Here is a 19,079-nt window from a genome sequence, read left to right on the forward strand (position 1 = left end):
GATGCAGCACGCGCACCTCGATGTGGAACGGATTTACAGCCGGAGCGGAATCCGTCGAGGGGCCCGCCACGAGCTGCGCAGCGTACTCGCGCTTTGGCAGCGTGAGCTGGTCCGCATGCTGCGCAACCGCGCACAGTTGATCTTTACGCTGATAAGTCCCCTGCTGTTTCTCGTGGTGATCGGCACCGGAGTGGACACGATCGCAGGCCGGACGGGTGGCACCGACATGTACCTGACCTTCCTGTTCCCGGGGATACTCGTGTTCGCCGTACAAGCCACGTCCATCTCCGCCGGTCTCTCGCTGGTGCGCGACCGCGAGTCCGGACTGCTGCGGGGAATGCTGGTAGCCCCGGTACACCGGGCCACCCTGGTGGCGGGGAAGTGCCTCGGCGGCGCCACGGCGGCGGCCGTGCAGGGGGCGCTGCTGCTGGCCCTGGCCGGTTTCGTCGGACTGTCCTACGACCCACGCGTTCTGATCCTGCTGTTCCTGGTGCTCACACTGATCTCCGTGTCCATTACCGCTGTGGGTGCTCTCGGGGCCGTTACCGTCAAACGGGCGGAAGCCTTCCAATCCATGGTCGCCGTCATGCTGATGCCGATGTACCTGCTGTCCGGCGCCATGTTCTCCGTCCGGATGCTGCCCGACTGGCTGGCCCCGCTGGTGCTGCTGAACCCGCTGACCTACGCGGTGGACGCACTGCGCCGGACCGCCATGTTGGGAGTGGATGCCGGGCGGTCGGAGACCACTTTCGTGAACTGGGGCGGTTGGGTTCCGCCCGTCGGGCTGGAGATAGTCGCCATGTGTTTGCTGAGCCTGTCGGCACTGGCACTGGCCACCCGCAGGTTCGCGCGCGTCGAATGATCTCCGCGGGGAGGTTACAGCTCCGATTCGCCCCACACGTCGACGAGGACCTCGTCACCCAGCGAGAGCTTCCCCGTGCGCAGCACCGCGAACTTGCTTCCCAGGAACACGCCGGTTCGGGTGGCGGAGGTCCGGTACTCGGCCAGTGTCCTTATCGGTTCGGGACCCCTCTTGACGCCGGACCGCTGATCGACCCTGGTGACCCCGCAACGTTTCGCTGGTTTGGCGTAACCCAGTTCGGTCTCGCCGATGGTGACCCGTCGTGCCAGGTCCTCCGTGTGGGGCCGTCGCCAACCGGAGATCACGATGTTCGGTCGGAACCGGTCCATCGGCAGCCCTGACTCGCCCCTCGCTGCCAGCCTGCCGTTCAGTTCCTCCAGAGTGGACTCCGACAGCACCAGCAGCGGGCAGCTGTCGGCGTAGGCGGAGGTACCCGGGGTGAGCCCGTCGGTGGTGCGCTCGTGCTCCGGAGGAACGCACACCAGTCGACAGTGGGCACCGATCACCTCGGAGAACCACTCCGCCGCTTCCTCGCCCTGGTCGATCCCCCGGTAGCTCATCCCGTGCAGCGTCACCTCACGGCGCGGCGGTTCGGTGTCCACTCCGAGGATCAGCTCCTCGACCCCCTCGCCGCGAAGCGTGAGCAGTCCGCCGTCGTGGTCGATCTCGGGACGGACCCTCGCCAGCGCCGGACTCCCGCGCTGCGTCCGGAACACCCCGTTCTCGTCGGTGACCATGAACGCGCGGTCGTGACGCGGCCCGCTCGGCGTCAGGTCGACACCGCTCAACGAGTTACCGGCACATCCCTTGATCGGATACCGGACCAGCTTCGAAACCCGGGGCATCGCGCCGAGTCTAGGGTCGGCGGCACCGAGCCACAACTCCCAGTCAGCCCGATCGCCCCGATCCGTCCAGGCGACGCCTGGCGATGTCCGGTCGCTGCTCGGCATCGGGCGGTGGCACGACGGTGATTCCGGCCTCGGTGAGCATGCTCAGGTCCAACCGCCACTCGCGGGTGGAACGCCGGTGCCACAGCTCGAACATCCCGGCGATGTGCTCCTCGGCGTCGTCGCGGCTCCACCCGTTGACGGCACACAGGTGTTCCAGCGCGCTCTCCGCCAGACCACGTATGCGCGCCAGTCCGAAGTGGGTGACGGTGTGGCAGGCGTCGCACAGGCAGATCAACCGCCGCAGTGCCTGCACCGCTTCGTTCTCGTCGTAGGCCCACCGCTCGTGCGCCTCCAACCGGCGGGGGATCGAACGGTCCTCCGGCGCTCCGCAGATCTCGCACGCGGCCCCGGCGCGGCGCACGATCATCCGCCGCAGCCTTTCCCAGTCCCCGGTGGTGACGCACGAACGCACGTTGGTGAACCAGCAGGACGAGGGAACGAGGTCCACGAACAGGCCGGTGCCGAATTCCCTGTCCTCACCGGGAAGCAGCTCCGGCACCTCCGGCAGCGCCTCCCAGCGGCGCAGCGCCGACATCCCCTCCCGGGGCGCGTACCAGCGTTTCGCACGCGGGTCCCAACGAGCGCCCAGCGCCTTGGCCTCGTCCTTCTCGGCGAACGGCACGTCCAGCCATTGACGTTCCGGCATGCTCACGCCCCTGAGACGGTGCTCGGTTCCGGACGTGCGCGCACGGGCCAGGAGTCCGCGTCCTCGCGAACCCGCGCCGCGCGCTGCCGCAGTCTTTCCGCCTCGGCGGCTTCCGAGGCCTTGCCCGCCTGTCTGTCCAGGTAGTCCGCGAAGTTCCTGGTCTGTGCCCGGTACCAGCCGACCTGGTTGTCGTGCAGTCGTTCCAGGGGGAGCTCGCCGACCTGCTCGGGGTAGCTCTTGGCCAGCCGCCAGGCCAGCCTCGCCGCGGCGAGCGCGTCCCCGTCGGAGGTGTGCGCACCGTCGGCGCGCACTCCGTGGTGCTCGCACAACGCACCGAGGGTCCGCTTGCCCTTGCGGTACCGGTCGAGCTGCCGGTCGATGCAGAACGGGTCGACAACCGGTCCGGCGACCGGCAACTCACGGCCGTGGTGCCTGCGCAGCTCCGCGTGCAGCACGGAGAGGTCGAAGCTCGCGTTGAACGCGATCAGCGGGGTGCTCGGTCCCCACGACTCCGACAGCGTGGTAGCCAACTCGTCCACCACCGCTGCCGCGGGCCTGCCGTGGCTGCGCGCGTGCTCGGTGGTGATGCCGTGCACCTCGCTGGACTCCTCCGGGATCTCGATGCCGGGGTCCGCGAGCCAGTTGCTGGACACGGGATCGCGCCCCGGAACGATCGAGATCAGCGTCGCGGTCACGATGCGGTCCGTGTCCGTATCGACGCCCGTGGTCTCCAGATCGAAGGCGAGCAGCGGGCCGTCGGCCCAGCAAACACCGGAATCGTCCATGATTCGAAAGTACCCGCCCTGCCACGTGGTGTGTCCAGCCGTGGGTGTCCGGCCGCGGCGAAAGGCCCGATCACACGTGAAGGTGCCGCGCACGGCGTGGGCCGTGCGCGGCACCGGTGGAGCTTTCGGCGTGTCCGGAGAACCCGTCGTCACCCTCGGTGCGGGGGTGGGCACATCGGTCGACGGCGGGATTCCTCGGCGCCGGGTCGGGCCGATCCCGGAGGATCACCCGTTACCGGTTTCCTCACTCCTCGAAGAAGTCGATGACCTCACCGAGCACGCTGGTGTCGGTCAGGAAACCGAGGTGGGTCTGGCCGACTACGTGGTTGTTGTCCGCACCCAGCACCCTGGTGTTGGTGTAGGGGATGATGACTCCGTCGGCGGGGGAGTACCAGGTGGCGTAGTCGGATTCGCCGGGAGTCCAGTCACCGGAGTTGAGCCGCTCCTCGAAGTCCGAACCGGGCGTCATCTCCCGGCAGGAGGCGTAGATCAGGCACGTGCTCGCTGTGGTGGTGCCCTGGTTCGCCCCGGCCAGCGAGGCCCAGTTCGCCACGTCGGTGTGGCCGCCGAGCTCCTTCATGTACCAGCGGGTGACGAGGCCGCCCATCGAGTGGTTGACGATGTCGACCTTGTTCGCACCGGTCTCGGCGAGCACGTTGTCCACGTACGAGGCGAGCTCGGCCGCGCTCCGCTTGTTCGACTGGGTCCAGTCGTACTCGAAGGCGTGCAACTCGGAGCTGGAGTAGCCGCTCAGCCTGAACTGCGTCTCGGCGGTGGTCCAGTTGGAGGCGCTGCCGCTGTAGCCGTGCACGAACACCACCGGATTCGGACCGGCCGCGTTGGCCACCCCGAAGGAACCGAACGCCGCCATCGCGGCAGTCGCCAGCAGTACGCCGAGTATCCTGCGCATGAGTCCTCCTCTGCGATCTCGGACAGGACGCGACGAGTCTGTGACGGACGGCGGGGTGGACACATCGGTGAAATCACCAGTGTTCCGGCGAGCGCCTTCGAGAACCGTCTTCCCGGACGCGGACGATGTTGTCGATTTTCGTCCTGTTGCGTCTTTTCGTGGTGTTACTCACGGTTCACACTGTGGCCATGTCGGTCGGGATCACCGCGGAGACCGGGTCACCGATCCGGTTGCAGAGCCGTAGCTCAGTGCTGGCCGCGCTGCGCCGCACGGCCGATCGGCGGGCGCGCGGCGGAGCCGCGATGGTGGTCGAAGGTGCTTACGGCAGCGGCAAATCGGTGCTGCTCGAACAGTTGTCCGTCGAGACGGGACTGCCGACGTTGGACCTGACCGGTGTCGGTGCGGAGCGCGACATCCCGTTCGCCGGGCTGAACCGGATCTCCCCGCCGCACGGCAGCCCGCCCCTTCCCGAGTTCCCGATCGACGAGACCGAACCCGTGGCGTGGCAACGGCTCTGGCGGGAACTGGGGCGGCTGCTCGATCACGGCCCGCTGCTGTTGCGGGTGGACGATGCTCACCTGCTCGACACTCCCTCGCTGCGGGTGCTCGCGCTGCTGGCGCGCAGGATCGAACGACTGTCGGCGCTGCTGGTGCTGACCGCCGAGCCCGTCCACGAGGCCCCGGGGCAACCGCTGGACGGGATACCCCGTTCGCGGCTGGCGCCCCTGGACTTCTCCGATGGCATGCGGCTGTTGTACGGGCAAGCCCGGTTCCCGCCGTCGCCCGAGGTGGCCGAGGAGGTCGTCGCGAGCTCCGAGGGAAATCCGCTCGCCCTGGTGGAGTTCGCGCGCGCCCTCACCGCGCGACAGTCGATCGGGCTCGCCCCGCCACCTCTCGTACCACCGCACGACGGAAGGTTCCGCGGCGAGACACGGCGTCGACTGTGGAGCCTGCCCGATTCCGCGCGTGAACTGGTCATGCTGACCGTGGTCCACGACAGGCTCGACCACGAGGACGTGCTCGCCGCCGCACCGCTCGCCGCGGCGGATCCGCACGCGTGGTCGACCGTCGTGGGGTCGGGCCTGGTCGAGTTGGGGGAGGGTGGGCCGCGACCGGCCGGTGAACTCAGGCGACGCTGCCTGGAAACCGACGCCTGTCCCGGTGAGTTGCGGCGTGCCCGGTTGTCCCTCGCACGGGAGCTCGAAGGCACCCGGGGGTTCGAAGGCGGCGGTTACCGCACCCCCGCGCCGCGACACCGCGCCGAGGTGAGCGCGGACTCCCCGGAACGGCTCGCGACCGAGCTGGAACGCACCGCCCACGAGGCCGAGAGCGACGGCGAGCACGACAGGGCTTCGCGGCTGTACGAGCGAGCGGCCGCGTTGAGCCACCACGACGAGTCGAAGGGGCTCCGGATCCTCGCGGCGGGGTACGACGCCTGGACCGGGGGCGAGCCGCGACGTGCCCTGGTGATGACCCGCCGAGCCAGAACGCTCGTTCGCTCGAGCGGGGCGCGCGGCATGCGCGATCTGCTGCACGGCGGTGTCGAGCTGTGCGACGGCAAACCGGCCACGGCGGTACGCGAACTCACCGAGGCGTCGAGCGCGCTGCTCGACACCGACCGCGAACTCGCGATCACCGCGTTGATGCTGGCGGGAGACGCCTGCTGCGTGACGGGCGACTACCGCGAGTACTACGAACTCGCCTCCCGAGCCGAGTGGTTGCGAAGACCCGACGATTCCCCAAACACCGCGCTGGTACTGCGCAACTTCACCGCGATGTCGGCCACCTTCCAGGGGCGGCACGAGGTCGCCGCCCCGGCGCTGCGGGAGGTGATCCGACTCGCTGATCGGGCCACCGAACCCGCTCCGCTCGTCCTCGCGGGGAACGCGGCGTTCACCCTGGGCGACCCGGCCGTCTCCCACCGGTTGGCCACCCGTGCGCAGCGCACCGCCGAGGAGCGGGGCGAAACGGTTCAGCTGCCCTGGGCCTCGGTCTACGTCTCGCTGTCGGCGCTGTTGCTGGAGCGCTACTCCGAGGCCGAGAGCAGCGCGCTGGAAGGAGTGCGGATCTCCCGCGCACTGGGCCAACGCAACCGGATGATCGACCACCTGGCGCTGCTGGCGCTGGTGGCGGCGCTGCGCGGCGAACCGGAGACCGTGGAGATCCGACTCAAGCAGGCCACCGAACACGGTCTGCTCAGCCGGGGACTGGGCAGGCCCGATGCCTTCTGCTCCTGGGCCGCGGCGTGCGCCGAGCTCGCGCACGGTCGTCCGGTGCGGGCCGTTCACCGGCTGCGGCTGATGGATTCCGGTATCGGCGGCTTCAACCCGGCGGTGCGGGTGTTGGCGGCTCCGCACTTCGTGGAGGCCGCCGTCTCCTGCGGTGAACCCGACGACGCCGTGCGGCTGCTCGGCGCCTTCGACCACTGGGTGAGTTCCACCCGCAGCACCACGCGAATGGCGCTGTCCCACCGCTGCCACGCACTGCTGGCAGAGCGGCCCGCCGACGCCGACGAGCGGTTCCGCGCCGCCATCGAGTCGCATCGCGAGAGCGGCGGGACGCTCGAACTGGCGCGGACGGAACTGCTCTACGCGGGCAGGCTGCGACGTGCGCGCAAACCCGCGGCGGCACGCGAGCTGCTCGACGAGGCGGGAGCCATCTTCGACGAGTACGGTGCCGAACCCTGGTCCCGGCGGGCGCGTGCCGAGCTGCGCGCCACCGGGCGCTCGGTGCCCACGCGCTCATCGGGGGCGGTGAACGAACTCACCGCGCGGCAGGCCGAGATCTCCCGGCTCGTGGCGGAGGGTGCGACGAACCGGGAGATAGCCGAGCTGCTCTACGTCAGCGACCGCACCGTCGAACACCACCTGCGCAACGTCTTCGCCAATCTCGGAGTGCGTTCGCGGACGGAGCTGGCCAAGCTGTTGCGGTGACCTGTCGCCGTCGCGGTGACCTGTCGAGGGTTCGAGTCCGGCGAGCACGCGTGCCCCGAGCGGCTGTCGGTTCGAACTTCGGGTTTCTCGGCGAGCTGTTCGGGTACCGGTCTGGAGGACGCGCACCAGCGAACCCCTCGGAGAGTCATGGCTGAACGAGAGTCGGAAGAGGAACAGTCCCGGACGGACAGCAAGGGCCGCCACGCCCCGCTGCGGGAGGACGAGGTCGAGCGCGCCTTCGACACCATCGTCGCCCGGGGCAGGCCGAGACTGTTCCGGACCATGCCCGAGCTGCTGGCGAGCGGCACCATCGCCGGAGTCGAGATCTCGCTCGGGGTGCTCGCCTTCCTCTACGTCGAACAGGCCACCGGCAGCGAACTGTTGGCCGGGCTCGCCTTCGGGGTCGGTTTCATCGCGCTGCTGCTGGGCAACAGCGAGCTCTTCACCGAGGGCTTCCTGGTGCCCATCGCCGTGGTGCTCGCCCGCGAGGCGGGCTGGTGGCGGCTGGCCCGGTTCTGGCTGGCGACGCTGGTGGGCAACCTCCTGGGGGGTTGGGTGAGCATGTGGATGGTGGTGGTCGCCTTCCCCGGGTCGCACTCGGTGGCGATCGAGACCGGCGAGAAGTTCGCCGAATCCGGTTTCGACCTGCGCACCTTCCTGCTCGCGGTACTGGCGGGCAGCACGATGACGCTGTTGACCAGGATGCGTATCGGCACCGGTGACGACGTCGCACGGGTGCTGGCCTCGCTGGCCACGGCGTTCCTGGTGGCGGGCCTGGGCATGTACCACTCCGTGCTGGACACGCTTTTCATCTTCGGCGGCATTCACGCCGGTGCCGGGTACGGCTACGGCTCCTGGATCGCGTTCTTCGGCTGGACCGTCCTCGGCAACGCGGTCGGCGGGATAGGGCTGACGACCTTTCTGCGACTGGTCCGCAGTCACGAGCGGCTCTACGAGTGGCGCCGCGCCGCCCCCGCCAGCCGCCGTCCGTGATCGGTGCATGGAGTGGTACGGCCGTGGAACGTTCCCGGTCGAGGTGTCTCATGGTCGTTTTTGGTACATGGAAAGATTTAACATGACGATTAAGATGAACTCATGACAAGTGTGAGTGTGAAACTCACCCCGCAGGGAAGAGTGTCAATCATCTCCCAGCTGCGGCGCGAACTCGGCTGGGGTCCGGAAACGGATCTGGTCGAGTACAGCGAAGGAAGCAGAGTCATCATAGAGCCACGCGCTGACATGGTGCGACGCGTTCAGGACATGGCACTCGGTGCACGAACGGAATCGGATTCGGTGGTCGACGATCTGCTCGCCACCCGCCGTTCCGAGGCGGCGGTCGAGCTCCACGAGATCGAGGACGGGCACTGATGGTCGTCCTCGACGCGTCGGCGCTGTTGGCGCTGACCTACCGTGAAGACGGCCACGAACACGTGACGGAGCAGTCGGCCGCGGGCGCCGTGATCTCGGCGGTGAATTGGTCGGAGGTCTCGCAAAAGCTCACAGTACAGAGCGGGGACGCCGAGCGGATCGGCGAGATGCTCCTGGCCACGGGATCGCGGATCGAACCGTTCGGCGCCGACGAGGCGCGCGAACCCGCTACGTTCCTCGCTCGGTGTCCGAATCGCGTCCGGACTGTTCCTCCGACTCGGCCTGTTCCTGCCGTTCTTCCTGCGCCGCCCTTTCTTCCCGGTCGGCTTGTGCTTCCTGGTTAGTCCGTGCTTCCTGTTCCTCTTGTTCCTCTTGTGCCTGCTGCTGGTTCGCCCGGCGCCGCGCCTCCCGGTAGCCGTAGGCGGCGCGACGCACCGTGGCGTCGTCCTCCAGCCCGGAGCCGAGCGCACCCGCCGCGACCCCCATCGAGGTGGCAGCCAACGCCAGCCCCACGTAGTTGCCGGCCCCGATGCTTCCGCCGAGGCTGCTGCTCAACAGTTCGGGGTCGATCAGGAACAGGCTCCCCGCCAGATTGGCCGCGAACAACACCACGTACAGACAACCCACCCCGGTCAGGATCGTCAGCACGGTGGAGGAGTTGTACAACATCCGCTGTTCCCGGTCGGCGGTGTAGCGCGGTTTCTCCCAGAGCTTGTGCGTGACGATCAGCCACGTCGCCATCAGCGCCACCGCCAGCACCACGAGCACGCCCCGGCGGAACGGCCCCAGCATGTCGGCGATCTGCCAGACCGTGCTCGAGGTCAGCCCGAACACGGAAGTGGCCAGTGCGGCGGCCAGCGCTCCGGACATGCCCAGCACCAGCCGCCACGGTGTGTTGCTGCGCACCATCCCGGACAACAGCCGTGCCCTGCCGCGTCGTCTCGTGGAGCGGTACCGCACCGCGATCGAGTCACTGGAGGCGCGTTCCCGTCGGATGGGAGCCAGCAACTCGGTGGGTGGACTGTACAGGCCGTTGTCGGTCCGATCATTGTTCCCGGTCAGCTCGGCGAGAACGCTGACCAACAGCTGCCTCGCCCTGCGCTGCGGTTGGAACCCGCCGAGGGCGGGAAGCGAGATCACCCCGACCCGCTCGTGCTCTTGTCCGATGTCGGCCAGTACCGGTCGTTTCTCCCGCCGCAACGGCAGATCGGTCACCCCGACCGCGTAGTCCCAGCCGTGCAGCCGCCGCTGCCGTTCTGTCGCGTCGAGGATCTCCTTGCCGCTGCTGCGGCCCGCGGCGACCGGGTCGCGGACGACCTCGATCGACCATTCGGCCTCGTCGAGGCGTTCCGTCAGATACCCTGGCAGGCTTTCGGCCAGCGAGTCGGCGATATGGCTGGGGAAATCCGGATCGCTGACCAACCCCAGTGAAACCACTGCACATCCCTTCGCGGCGATGATGAGAGTTCCTCGGCTCGCGTGGCGGTGCTGGTGGCGGAACCTCCCGCACGTCTCGTGAGCGGGTGCCCCGACATCGGGTGGCGACTGCACAACGTCGGGGCCGTCCTAGCGAGAGCCGCACGGGAGAACCCGCGGCGGTGCCGATGGCGAGGGCGGTGGAAGTTCGGCCCGCGGGAGTGCTGGGAGTGCTGCACCGGGGACACCCGCTGCGACCCGCATGGCCGCGTCCCTACAGCGGTCCCGGCGGCGTCGATTTCGCGAGAAATCGGCGCCCCCGGTGCGGGGCCGCCGCGCGTGCCGGTTACGCGACCACGGACCACGGCTGTTCGCTTCACTCAGTCGTGTTCGATGCCCTTGCCGGTCGTCGATCGGGTACCGTGCGCGGTCGGCCGTCCCTTGCCGCGGGGTGGCTCCGGGGTCACCTCCGAACCCGAACGGCTGTGGCCCGGCACGTCGGAGGGCTCCTCCTCGGGTCCCGGAGTGGGCTCCGCGCCCTGCCGCAGCTCGTTCAGCCTGCCGGTCAGCTGCTCGATCACCGGAACACGAGCCGCGTGTGTCCGCTCGTACTCCAGCAGGGTGTTCAGCTCGTCCTCGGTCAGGGAGCGGATGCGATGCCCCAGGGTGGAGAGCGGCATCTCGTCGTAGTCCGGTATCGGTAGTTGTGCCGTCACTGGATCTCCTTCCCGCACGCTCGTGCGGCCGAATCGGGGGTACGTGTTCAGGCGGGTACGACCGGTGCCACCCAACCGTCGTCGGCGGTGGTCCAGTCCGCGCTGCGCGACCAGCCCGCGGCGAGCAGCTCGTCGTCGGCCTCTACCGGTCCCGAGACCGTCGGTGGCAGTTCCAGCTCGGTCACCTCGGCTCCTCGGTCGTCGCGCACCGTCAGGACGGGGTTGTCGTCCTCGGTCGCCGTGATGAAGTGAGCGGTGTTGGCCATTCCCGTTCCTCCCGGTGTCGCCTCGCGGGTCGTGGTGGAGGTTTACCCCGTGGGCGCTTCGGCTACGCATCCGAGAAGTCGGTGATGATCCCCAGCGGCGGGACGCCCGCGACAGTGGCGGGATGTCCGCGACAGTGGCGGGACGCCCGCGAACGGTCCGGGATCGGGCGAGCGGGATCCTCTTCCGCGTGCGAGCTGCCGGTGCTTGGCGTAAGCAGGGCTTTCCGGCCGGAAGGAATCGAGGTGGGGCGAATGGTGCTCGCTGCCGGGGAGACGACCGGCTATCTGGGGCCGATCGTGGCGCTGCTGTGCGCCGCGGGACTGATCGGTTACCTCAGCATCCGGCTGCGGATCGTGCCCATCGTGGGGTTCCTGCTGGCCGGGGTGCTGATCGGGCCGCATCAACTCGGACTGGTCTCGGATTCCGAAGTGGTCCGCGCGGCGGCCGACATCGGTGTGATGCTGCTGCTGTTCACCATCGGCATCGAGTTCTCGCTCGACCGCATGGCCTCGATCCGGCGTTACGTGCTGCTGGGCGGTGGGCTGCAGGTCGTGCTCACCGTCGGGCTCACCACGGCGGTGTCGCTGCTCTTCGGCGTCGAGTTGCGTCCCGCGCTGCTCACGGGGCTGCTCGTGGCGCTGTCCTCCACCGCGATCGTGCTCAAGGTGTTGTCCTCGTCGGGACGCACCACCACGACGGTGGGCGGGACCTCGATCGCGACGTTGATCTTTCAGGACCTGGCCGTGGTGGTCATGGTGCTGCTCGTGCCGCTGCTCGGCAGGGGCTCCGGCGGCGGGGTGCTCGAGCTGCTGCGTGCGTTGGGAACCGCGCTCGTGGTGCTGGTGGTGGTGCTCGTGGTGGCGCGCAAGGTGATGCCACCACTGCTGGAACGCGTGGCGCGGACCTGCTCGCCCGAGGTCTTCCTGCTGGCCGTGGTGGCCATCGGCCTCGGAACGGCCTGGCTGACCTCGCTGGCCGGGGTGAGCGTGGCGCTCGGTGCCTTCCTGGCGGGGCTCGTGGTCAGCGAGTCCAAGCACAGTTCACACGCGCTCGGCGAGGTGCTGCCGCTGCAGATCCTGTTCAGCGCCACGTTCTTCGTCTCCATCGGGATGCTGGTGGACCTGCGCGCCGTGCTGCGGATGTGGTGGCTGATCCTGCTGCTGGCCTGCGCGGTCGTGCTGCTCAAGGTGATCACCGGCGGAGTCGCGTTGTTGGCGCTGCGGGTCGGGCTGCCCACGGCGGTGGCGGGTGGCTTCCTGCTCGCCCAGGTCGGTGAGTTCTCGTTCGTGCTGCAGAGCGCGGGGCGCGCGGCCGGAGTGGAGCCGTTGGGTATGGGAGCCGACGGCGAACAGGTACTGGTGGCCGTGACGGTGACGCTGATGATTCTGACCCCCGTGCTGGCCGCGCTCGGCGAGCGGTTCGCCGAGGCACTGCGGCGGCGCCGTCCCATCGGGGAAACGGCGGCGGTGGAACCGGAGGGCGCCGTGGGAGGACATGTGATCGTCTCCGGGTGGGGAGAGGTCGCCGCCGCGCTGACCACCGAGCTGCGTGCGCGGGACATTCCGGTGGTGGTGATCACGCTCGGCCCCGAGCTGGCCGCGGACGCCGAGCAGCGTGCCGACCGGGTGGTGCGGGGTGATTCCACGCACGGCAACGTGCTGCACGAGGCCGGGCTGGCGACGGCGCGGTTGGTGGTCATCTGCGAGAACTCGGGGGAACAGGCCGCCCGAATCGCCGCCGTGGTCGCGCGGTTCGCGCCGGAGACGTCGATCGTGGTGCGTCCGACCGATCGCGCCGGTGCGGAGGAACTCGTGCCTGCCGGGGTCGATCGGATCGTCGACACCGTCGGCGCCGTGGCCCACCCGCTGACCGATACCGTGCTGCGGCGTCTCGGGCGGCTCGATTCCGCCGGTTACCCGGACCCGAACACCCCGGTGGACTTCCGATTCGATCCGGCCACCGCCTGTCCGCACACCACCGAGATCGAGCCGGTGCTGCCGTCCTCGGCGGGCTGTACCGAGTGCCTGCGGCTCGGCGAGCGCGACTGGGTTCACCTGCGGACGTGTCTGCACTGCGGCAACGTGGGGTGCTGCGATTCTTCGCCGCACCGGCACGCCAGTGCGCACGCGGACACGTGCACGCATCCGATCGTGGCCTCGGCGGAACCGGACGAGGACTGGGCGTGGTGCTACTTCGACCTGGTCAGACTGGAGCGTTCCCCGACGCGGTGATTCGTCCCCGGTCGCCGGACTCCCGCCCCGGCTGCCGTGGGACCTCGGGCAGTGCACGCTCGGGAAGCACCCGGGTAGTGCACACTCGGGGAACACCCGGGCGGTGCTCACTCGGGTGTGCAACCCGTTCGGTCGACCCGCTCCGCGTGCCCGGCGTCCCGCCGTGTGGCTGTGGTTCACACCGCTACGCGAAGCGGGTGAGTTTGCGCCGGGCTGTTGCTCTCGATCCGGTGAGTGATCACGCTGAGGGGGTGAGCGCAGATCGTGCGGAGGCGGTGACGTCCGCCCCGGATGCGGCGCCCCGGCGCGGCGCCGGCCGCCGGGACGGCACCGCACCGCCCGCCACCGACTACCGTGCTCCGGGTGTCGTGTCCGCCCGACCGATCGTGCTGGCGCGGCTGGTGTCCGCGCTCGTTCGGGAAGGGCTGCTCGATCCCGAGCACGCCGCCCGGTGCGGACTCCGGATCCCGTTGTGCCGGGTGACCGCCACGGGCAGACTCGCTCCCACCGGGCCGATCACGTTGTCGGAGGGCACGGCACAGCCACGCACGCTGCGCGATCCAGCGGAACTGCTCGATGCGCTGCTGCGGCTGGGGCTGCTCGCGGGGGCCCCGGACGCATGGCAGCGGCTTCGCGCCGATGTCGTGGAGAGCGTGGCGGCGCTGGCGCGTGCGCTGCGTGCCGAACGAGCACGTGCCCGCGGGCTCCGCGACTCGGCTTCCGCCGTGGACGTCCGACGCCGACCGTTCACCGCGCTCCTCGGGGCGCTGCGCACGAGGCACGGCTCCGAGGATTCACTGCTGAGCTCCTTCGAGCAGTGGGTGATCGACGGGCACCCGATGCAGCCCGTGGCCAAGGTCAGGTCCGGTCTCGGTGCGGCCGACGAGCACCGGTACGCTCCCGAGTTCGAGGTCGGGCTCGACATGCGGCTGGTGGCGGTGGCCCGGCACGCGGTATCCGGCGCCGACCACACCGGTGAGCTCGACGGTGCCGGGGCGATGTGGCGCGAGCTGCGCGCCGCCTTTCCGCGAGCGACCGAGGCAGCCGAGTCGGAGCTGCTCGACCGGGGGATTTCCCCCGCGTCGTACACGTTGATCCCGGTGCACCCGCACCAGCTGCGGTTCGCGATTCCGGAACTGCACGGGGAGGCCCTCGCTGCCGGAACCGCTGTGGTGCTCGACGCCACCGTCCCGGCGCGCCCGCTGATGTCGCTGCGCACGCTGGAGGCCCGGGAACCCGGCCGCCCACCGGGGTTGCAGGTCAAAACCGCCGTCGAGATACGGCTGACCGGCGCGGTGCGCGGGGTCTCACCGGGGGCGGTGCACAACGGCCCCGAGCTGTCCGCGCTGTTCGACCGCATCGTGTCGCGGGACCCCGACCTGTCACCTGTGGACGAGCAGGGCCGACCGCGTTTCGCGGTGTGCCGGGAACTCGCCGCCGTCGGACACCGGCCTACCGGCTCGACGGGGGACGCGGATCGTGACAGGGCGCGTGCCCGTTCACTGGCGGCGGTGCTGCGTGAGCACCCGGGAGCGTCGATGGCCGGCGGTGAGGTGGCGCTGCCGGTGGCGGCGCTGCTCGCCCGTTCCCCGCTGACCGGAAACAACGTGCTCGCCGATGTGCTGGCCGAACTGAACCCCGGCCTACGGAACGGCCGGGGGAACGGAGCGGAATCCGCTCTCGACACCGCGCGTCGCTGGCTGCGGCTGTACCTGGGGCTGGGGATGTTCCCGCTGCTCGCGCTGCTGGTGCGCTACGGCATCGCGCTGGAACCGCATCCGCAGAACACCGTGCTGGTGCTGCGCGACGGCCTGCCGCACCGGCTGTTCGTGCGGGACATCGGCGGGGTTCGGGTGCTGTCCGAGCGGCTGCGACGGCGCGGTCACGAGTTCGCCCCGCACCGGGATTCCGCGCTGACGGGCACCGATGCCGCGGCGTTGCGCGACAAGCTGTACTTCCCGCTGTTCGGCAATCAGCTCGGCGAGCTCGTGGCCGCCGCTGCCGCGGCCACCGGCTGTTCGGAACAACCGTTGTGGCGGGTGGTGCGGGGGAGCGCCGCGGGCGTCTTCGAGCGGTTGCGAACCACGGCCGCCGACGAGGACGAGGTCGCGGACTGCGACTCCGACGCCGAGGCGTTGCTGGACCGGCCGTGGCGACTCAAGACCATGCTGGGGATGCGGCTGGCCGGGCTGGTCACCGAGCAGCGCTACGTTTCCGCGCCGAACCCGCTGTCGGCGACATGACCCGCGAGGTCGCGTTCACCGGTGAGACCCCCCTCCCGGGGGATTCGGGCTCGTTCGACGCCGATGAGCGAGCGATGCTGCGCGAGCTACGTGCCGAGGACGCCGAGTTGGCCGAGGACTGGGTGGCGGAACTGCCGGCAGCGCGGCGGGACACCGCCCACCACGCCCTCGCCGCGCTGTTGCGCGAACAACTGCTGCCCGGTGCTGTGGAGATTCTCCGAGTCCCTCTTTCCAGCGACGACGATGCCTCGAACGAGGCGGTGGTACACCGCCTGGGGTTGTCCGGCGGTGCCGTCGGGGAACTGCGGATCCGGTGGTGCTCTCGCGAGGGCGAGTTGGTGCTGGTTCGGCTGAACGGCGGCACGCTCGTGACGGTGTGCTCGGTGGATTCCCCGTTCGGGCTGTACCGGGTCCACGGGCCGGTGCTGTTCGACGACGGTGCCGCGCCCGTCGAACTGGAACGGCCGGGACAGCTGATCGACGTGCTGCGACCCGGGACCGAGGCCGACGACCGGCGCGGGCTGCGGAACGAACTCGCCGATTCCGCCCGGAATCTGGCGCTGTCCCGTGCGACGGTTCGACGCGGGGCGACGGCCGTGGCTCGTCGGGCCACCGGTCTCGGCACCACCGGTCTGCTGCCCACGCTGGCGTCCCGGCACTCCGCCAGTGAGGTCACGCTCGAGCTGGACGCGTTGACGGTCGAGGGGCACAACACGCATCCCTGCGGCAAGGTGCGGGGCGGATTCTCCGCCGCCGATTCCACGCGCTATACCGCCGAAGCAGGGCGGGTGGTCGAGCTGCGCTTCGTGGCGGTGCGGCGCGGTTTCGTGCGGTCCACACCGGACGAGTCCGGGCGTTCGCTCGGCGAGCTGCTCGCCGAGCACTTTCCGGAGTTGGCGGCCGGAACGCACCGGGAGTTGCTCCGACGGGGTGCTGATCCGTCGGATTACCTGCTGGTTCCGGTGCATCCCTGGCAGGCGCGCGACATCGTGCCGCGCGAGTACTCCGCCGAGCTCTCCTCGGGCGCGTTGCTACTGCTCGACGAGCCGCGGCTGCCGTGCAGACCCACTCTCTCGGTGCGAACCCTGGTGACCGATCGTCCCGGCAGGCACGGCCGACGGGTGACCGTCAAAACGGCACTGGACGTGCTGTTGACCTCGGCCAGGCGCACCATCGCACCGGAGAGCACCCGGGACGGCCCCGTGGTCGGCACGTTGTTGCGGAAACTGTTCGCCGCGGATCGGGTTCTGTCGAGTGGCGCGGGGATCGTCCCCGACCTCGCCGGGATCGCCTTCGAACCGCCGGAAGGCGGTTCGGCCTCGCCCGGTCGGAGGCGTGGCCTGTCCGCGTTGCTGCGCGAGGACCCCGCTGATTCGCTCCACGAGGGTGAGCAGGTCGTTACCGCCGCCGCCCTACTGGCACTCTCGCCGGTCTCGGGGGAGCCGTTGCTGGTGGAGCTGGTGGACACCGTGGCGCTGCGCGGTCGCGTCACACGCGTCGAAGCGGGCCGGTGGTTCCTGCGGGACTACGCGGAATCGCTGCTCGCCGCCACGTTGCCGCTGCTGTCGTGCTACGGCATCGCCGTGGAAGCACATCTGCAGAACACCCTGGTCGTGGTGCGGCGTTCCCGCCCGGTCCGGCTGCTGCTGCGTGATTTCGCCGGTGTGCGGGTGCATCCGGACCGGCTGCGGGCGGCGGGCCACGAGGTGCCGACGACGCGGCCGGGAGTCACGACCACCGGGGATCCGGCGGTGCTGCGTGCCAAGATGTGCCACGCCACGTTGCAGGCGAACCTGGCCGAGGTGGTGCTGCTGCTGCAGCGTTCGTGCGCCCTGCCGGGAGCGGTGGCGTGGCGGATCGCACGCGAGGCGGTTTCGGCAGTGGCCGCACGGGTCGGGCAACGGGGCGGCGCGGCGCTCGCCGCGGATCTCGCGGCGCTGTCCGCTCCCGAGTTGCCGCAGAAGGCGCTGGCCACCATGCGGCTGCGCCCCGACGAGGGGGATATCTACCTGCCGCAGCCCAACCCGATGTCCGGCCCGTTGCCCGAGTGGGACTCCGTTCAAGCCGAGGGGCTCAGTGCTCCACCTTCTTGAGCACGAGATGTGCGGGCTCGGTCCACGGTGAGTCGATGTTCCAGGCCGGAGCGGGTCCACGGCCCATGACCCTGGTCAGGACGTAGTCCACCTCTCGCGGTTCCACGGGGGCGAAGTTCCGGTAGTTCGCACGGAGCAGGGTTCCGGTAACCGGTCCGGCCTCCGCGATGCGTTTGTTGATGTCGGGAGTCAGGATGCCACGGTCGGACAGCCCATCCACTATGGAGCATTCGCAGAAGTACGCCAGGGTCCCTATCTCGCCGGGGCTGCGTACCGTGGCGTCGCCGATCCGCTGTTCCAGCAGATTCCCGATCCTGGCGTAGTCCGCCGGTGTCGCCCAGTTGGTCGTGATCGTGGCGCGCTGCCAGGGCATCCCGGTTTCCACCGCCACCCTGGCCTGGTTGGCGAACATCGCGGTTCCCAGGGCCACCGCCACAGTCGCGGCCAGCACCGGAATTCGCCGCCGGTCTCGGGCGGCCACCGCCGTAACGGCCCCGATCACGCCGGCGAGGAACATCGTGAGCCCGAGCATGCTCGGAACGTAGTACCAGTGGTACGGCGGAACCCCGAGCGTGGTGTAGGCGTAGAAGTGCGCGACGCCGCCCACTCCCATGAGTGCCCAGGGGTGCAGCCTGTTCGCCGCGGTGTTGCGCAGCAGTCGTGTCACCAGCCATACCGGCAGCGCGAGCGCTCCGAGGGCCACCGTGCTCAGCGCAGCGATGGTCGCGGCGGGATACATCTCGTAGTACAGCCGCAGTCCGTTGCCGAAGCTCCAGCTGCCCCAGGTTTCCTGCATCTGCTTGAGCACCAGCGTGTCGGGCACGGCCGAGCCGAACGCGAACCAGCTGAAGCCGAACCACGGCAGTGAGACGAGGCAGGCGGGCACCAGCCAGCGCCAGAATTTCCGCCACAGCGCGGGGCGCCCCAACAGCAGCACCACGACGAAGACGCCCAGGTCCAGCCTGGTCAACGCGAGCAGTCCGGCCGCTACGCCGAACAACACCCGGTTGTGTGTGGTGGCCCCCAGCAGCAGCAGTCCCAGCAGCGCGGAGGCCAGCGTCATCTCCAGCCCGATCGAGGAGAGCAGGAACGGGTTGGTCAGCACGAGCAGTGTGCCGAGGACCACGGTCAGGCGCGAAAGACCGCTGTGCCGCGCGGAGCGGTGCAGTGCCACGGCCAGGACCGCGTTGGCGAGTACGAAGAGGGCGCCCAGTGCCAGCACGGGCTGCCGCAGCAGGAAGGTCAGTGTCGCCAGTACCAGCACGTTCAGTGGCGAGGTGGCGGTGTTGGAGAATTCCTGCTGGATCATTCCCCAGTGGCCGTGAAAGGCCAGGTTGCGTGCGAAGTCGACGGTGATGTAGGCGTCGTCCGTGAGTCCGCCTCGCACGAGCATGAACACGAGTCCGGCGAGCAGTGCCGCACTACCGGCCACCAACGCTGTTTCCCGTTTTCCCGATTGGTTCGGTGATGCACTGCTGGAGAATGAAGGTGAGGATTTTTCGTCCCGCGTTACTTCGGTGACCGCCACTGTTTCCCCTCTCACCGCAAGAACAGTGTGAGTAGTCGCGTTTGGTACCGTTTCGGGTTCTACAGTCGGCGTTTCCGCTCAGTGCCGTTCTCGGCTGGTGTCAAGCACCATAGCGCGTGTCGTTCCGACAC

Annotated in this window: 16 protein-coding genes; 8 read left to right on the plus strand and 8 right to left on the minus strand. The window is 69.4% G+C overall.

Going from position 1 to position 19,079, the window contains the following annotated elements; translation table 11 throughout:
• The first annotated feature begins 1 nt into the window (after position 1).
• Complete coding sequence (locus BM394_RS04950) at positions 2 to 862, plus strand: ABC transporter permease (protein ID WP_092974429.1); 861 nt, start codon at positions 2 to 4, stop codon at positions 860 to 862.
• Positions 863 to 876: 14 nt separating this feature from the next.
• On the opposite strand, the gene BM394_RS04955 is transcribed toward BM394_RS04950, so the two are convergent.
• From BM394_RS04955 to BM394_RS04970, 4 genes are all read right to left on the minus strand, one after another.
• Positions 877 to 1,707 carry an MOSC domain-containing protein gene (locus tag BM394_RS04955; RefSeq protein WP_092974432.1) on the minus strand — a complete coding sequence of 277 codons (831 nt, stop codon included), beginning with the start codon at positions 1,705 to 1,707 and terminating at the stop codon, positions 877 to 879.
• 43 nt (positions 1,708 to 1,750) lie between these two features.
• On the minus strand, positions 1,751 to 2,458 hold the full coding sequence (locus BM394_RS04960) for a DUF5710 domain-containing protein (protein WP_092974435.1): 708 nt from the start codon (positions 2,456 to 2,458) through the stop codon (positions 1,751 to 1,753).
• A gap of 2 nt (positions 2,459 to 2,460) precedes the next feature.
• Positions 2,461 to 3,243: an exonuclease domain-containing protein gene (locus BM394_RS04965; protein ID WP_092974438.1), complete on the minus strand. Its 783-nt coding sequence runs from the start codon at positions 3,241 to 3,243 to the stop codon at positions 2,461 to 2,463.
• Positions 3,244 to 3,487: 244 nt separating this feature from the next.
• Complete coding sequence (locus BM394_RS04970; RefSeq protein WP_092974441.1) at positions 3,488 to 4,153, minus strand: esterase/lipase family protein; 666 nt, start codon at positions 4,151 to 4,153, stop codon at positions 3,488 to 3,490.
• A gap of 188 nt (positions 4,154 to 4,341) precedes the next feature.
• Between BM394_RS04970 and BM394_RS04975 the strand changes: the two genes are divergently transcribed.
• The 4 genes from BM394_RS04975 to BM394_RS23655 all read left to right on the plus strand — a co-directional run bounded on the left by BM394_RS04975 (position 4,342) and on the right by BM394_RS23655 (position 8,798).
• Positions 4,342 to 7,086, plus strand: coding sequence for a helix-turn-helix transcriptional regulator (locus BM394_RS04975; RefSeq protein WP_245779980.1), 2,745 nt, complete (start codon positions 4,342 to 4,344; stop codon positions 7,084 to 7,086).
• 147 nt (positions 7,087 to 7,233) lie between these two features.
• The gene (locus BM394_RS04980) at positions 7,234 to 8,079 is read left to right on the plus strand and encodes a formate/nitrite transporter family protein (RefSeq protein ID WP_092974444.1); all 846 of its coding nucleotides are present in this window, start codon (positions 7,234 to 7,236) and stop codon (positions 8,077 to 8,079) included.
• A gap of 102 nt (positions 8,080 to 8,181) precedes the next feature.
• On the plus strand, positions 8,182 to 8,454 hold the full coding sequence (locus BM394_RS04985) for a hypothetical protein (protein ID WP_139235137.1): 273 nt from the start codon (positions 8,182 to 8,184) through the stop codon (positions 8,452 to 8,454).
• Positions 8,454 to 8,798 (plus strand): PIN domain-containing protein, encoded by a 345-nt coding sequence (locus BM394_RS23655; RefSeq protein WP_342752629.1) that lies wholly within the window; start codon positions 8,454 to 8,456, stop codon positions 8,796 to 8,798. The genes BM394_RS04985 and BM394_RS23655 overlap by 1 nt, the downstream gene beginning before the upstream one ends.
• Here BM394_RS23655 and BM394_RS04990 read toward each other — a convergent pair.
• The 3 genes from BM394_RS04990 to BM394_RS05000 all read right to left on the minus strand — a co-directional run bounded on the left by BM394_RS04990 (position 8,683) and on the right by BM394_RS05000 (position 10,852).
• Positions 8,683 to 9,891, minus strand: coding sequence for a hypothetical protein (locus BM394_RS04990; protein WP_175529968.1), 1,209 nt, complete (start codon positions 9,889 to 9,891; stop codon positions 8,683 to 8,685). The two genes, BM394_RS23655 and BM394_RS04990, sit on opposite strands and share 116 nt — an antisense overlap.
• Positions 9,892 to 10,250: 359 nt before the next feature.
• A complete protein-coding gene (locus BM394_RS04995; RefSeq protein ID WP_092974450.1) occupies positions 10,251 to 10,586 on the minus strand; it encodes a DUF8129 domain-containing protein in 336 nt (111 codons plus the stop codon).
• A gap of 47 nt (positions 10,587 to 10,633) precedes the next feature.
• Positions 10,634 to 10,852 carry a hypothetical protein gene (locus tag BM394_RS05000; protein WP_092974453.1) on the minus strand — a complete coding sequence of 73 codons (219 nt, stop codon included), beginning with the start codon at positions 10,850 to 10,852 and terminating at the stop codon, positions 10,634 to 10,636.
• A gap of 252 nt (positions 10,853 to 11,104) precedes the next feature.
• Here BM394_RS05000 and BM394_RS05005 point away from each other — a divergent pair, with 252 nt between their 5' ends.
• The 3 genes from BM394_RS05005 to BM394_RS05015 all read left to right on the plus strand — a co-directional run bounded on the left by BM394_RS05005 (position 11,105) and on the right by BM394_RS05015 (position 17,420).
• Positions 11,105 to 13,084, plus strand: a complete 1,980-nt coding sequence (locus tag BM394_RS05005; protein WP_175529987.1) for a cation:proton antiporter — start codon at positions 11,105 to 11,107, stop codon at positions 13,082 to 13,084.
• 251 nt (positions 13,085 to 13,335) lie between these two features.
• Positions 13,336 to 15,327: an IucA/IucC family protein gene (locus BM394_RS05010; protein WP_092974456.1), complete on the plus strand. Its 1,992-nt coding sequence runs from the start codon at positions 13,336 to 13,338 to the stop codon at positions 15,325 to 15,327.
• Positions 15,324 to 17,420: an IucA/IucC family protein gene (locus tag BM394_RS05015; RefSeq protein WP_092974459.1), complete on the plus strand. Its 2,097-nt coding sequence runs from the start codon at positions 15,324 to 15,326 to the stop codon at positions 17,418 to 17,420. Before BM394_RS05010 ends, BM394_RS05015 begins: the two co-directional genes overlap by 4 nt.
• On the opposite strand, the gene BM394_RS05020 is transcribed toward BM394_RS05015, so the two are convergent.
• On the minus strand, positions 17,401 to 18,852 hold the full coding sequence (locus BM394_RS05020) for a hypothetical protein (RefSeq protein WP_175529969.1): 1,452 nt from the start codon (positions 18,850 to 18,852) through the stop codon (positions 17,401 to 17,403). The two genes, BM394_RS05015 and BM394_RS05020, sit on opposite strands and share 20 nt — an antisense overlap.
• Positions 18,853 to 19,079: the final 227 nt, after the last annotated feature.

The sequence above is a fragment of the Actinopolyspora lacussalsi subsp. righensis genome (genome assembly GCF_900116555.1).
In the GTDB taxonomy this organism is placed as follows: domain Bacteria; phylum Actinomycetota; class Actinomycetes; order Mycobacteriales; family Pseudonocardiaceae; genus Actinopolyspora; species Actinopolyspora lacussalsi.